Below are 1,631 nucleotides of genomic sequence, written 5' to 3' on the forward strand. Positions count from 1 at the left end.
CCGTTCGAAACCGAACTGCAGACCTTCGTGAGCGTCGCCGGCGACGATCCCGCCGTCGCCGACCTGCAAAAGTTCGCGTCTGCTGGCGTGCCCGCCCGCGCCGAGCTGCAGCGTGACTTCCCCCGCATTGCCGATGCCATGCTGGAAGCAACCGCCCAACCCGATCCCAACCAGGGCATTGCCGGCCGGTTGCTTGCCTCCGCCATGTCGGTGGTCAAGGTCCGCCGCGTCGGCGACGTCCAGGGCGAGACGCCGGATGCGATCGTCGCCCGGATGGAAGAGGCGCTGCGCAACGGCAATCTCCAGGCCTCCGCTCGCGAATGGGACGCGCTACCGGAACCGGCAAAAGCCGTTTCGCGCGATTTCAAGCAGAAGCTCGATGCCCGCATTCAGGTGGAAAATCTCGTGGGCGGAACGCTGACGCGCGCCGTCGCCGGCACCCAAGGCTGAGGACGGAAGAACCGGATGGTCAGACTTTTCATTTTTCTCGTTGTGGTGCTGGCTCTCGGGTGGGGTTTCTCCTGGCTCGCGGATCGCCCCGGCCTGATTTCCATCACCTGGCAGGACCACCTGATCGAAACCAGCCTGATGGTGGCCGCCACCGCCGTGGTCGCGCTGGTCGGCTTTGCCATGATCCTCTGGTGGATCGTGGGGGTGATCTGGACCTCGCCCTATTCCGTCCGCCGTTATTTTCGCGCCCGCAAGCGGGACCGCGGCTATCAGGCACTGTCGACCGGCCTGATAGCTGCCGGCGCAGGCAATGCGCTGCTCGCCCGCAAGATGAGCCTTCGCACCCGCGGGCTGATCAGCGCCGACCAGGAGCCGCTGATCCATCTCCTCGAAGCCCAGGCCGCCCTCATCGAAGGCAAGCACGACGAAGCGCGCAAGAAATTCGAGCAGATGGCCGAGGATCCGGAAACCCGGGAACTCGGCCTGCGCGGCCTCTACATGGAAGCCCGCCGGCTCGGCGCCAACGAGGCCGCCCGCCAATATGCGGAAAAGGCCGTCGAACACGCGCCCTACCTGCCCTGGGCCGCCCAGGCGACGCTCGAATCCCGCAGTCAGTCCGGTCGCTGGGACGATGCGATCCGCCTGCTCGACCAGCAGCGCATGGCCAATATTCTTGAAAAGCCGAAGGCCGAACGCTGGAAGGCCGTGCTCCTGACGGCCAAGGCAAATGACCGGCTGGAAGGCGATCCGAAGGGCGCCCGCGACGACGCCATGGCGGCTTTGAAGCTCGCCAAGGATCTGGTGCCCGCCGCCGTCATCGCCGCCAAGGCCTGGCTGCGTGAGGACAATGTCCGCAAGGCCGCATCGGTCCTCGAAGGCGTCTGGAAGCTCGGCCCCCATCCGGAAATCGCCCGCGCCTATGTCCGTGCCCGCAGTGGCGACAGCACCGTCGACCGGCTGAAACGCGCCGAAAAGCTCGAAGCGATGCGACCCAACAATGTCGAATCGCTGCTGGCCGTCGCCCAGGCGGCGCTCGACGCACAGGAGTTCAGGAAGGCCCGCGCCAAGGCGGAGGCAGCCGCCCGCATGGAGCCCCGCGAGGCCGTCTACCTGCTGATCGCCGATATCGAGGAGGCCGAGACCGGCGATCAGGGCCGCGTCCGGCACTGGATGGCGCAGGC

At 66.8% G+C, this 1,631-nt stretch carries 2 protein-coding genes; both read left to right on the forward strand.

The annotated features are described in order from the left end of the window. Positions 1-450 (forward strand): COG4223 family protein (locus MOV61_RS29855; RefSeq protein ID WP_247139167.1); only part of this gene is annotated, 450 nt, incomplete at its 5' end. A 15-nt stretch (positions 451-465) separates the two neighbouring features. Further along, on the forward strand, positions 466-1,631 hold a 1,166-nt coding region (locus tag MOV61_RS29860; protein ID WP_247139168.1), incomplete at its 3' end, for a heme biosynthesis protein HemY.

It is taken from the genome of Neorhizobium sp. BETTINA12A (assembly GCF_023006485.1).
Taxonomy (GTDB): domain Bacteria; phylum Pseudomonadota; class Alphaproteobacteria; order Rhizobiales; family Rhizobiaceae; genus Neorhizobium.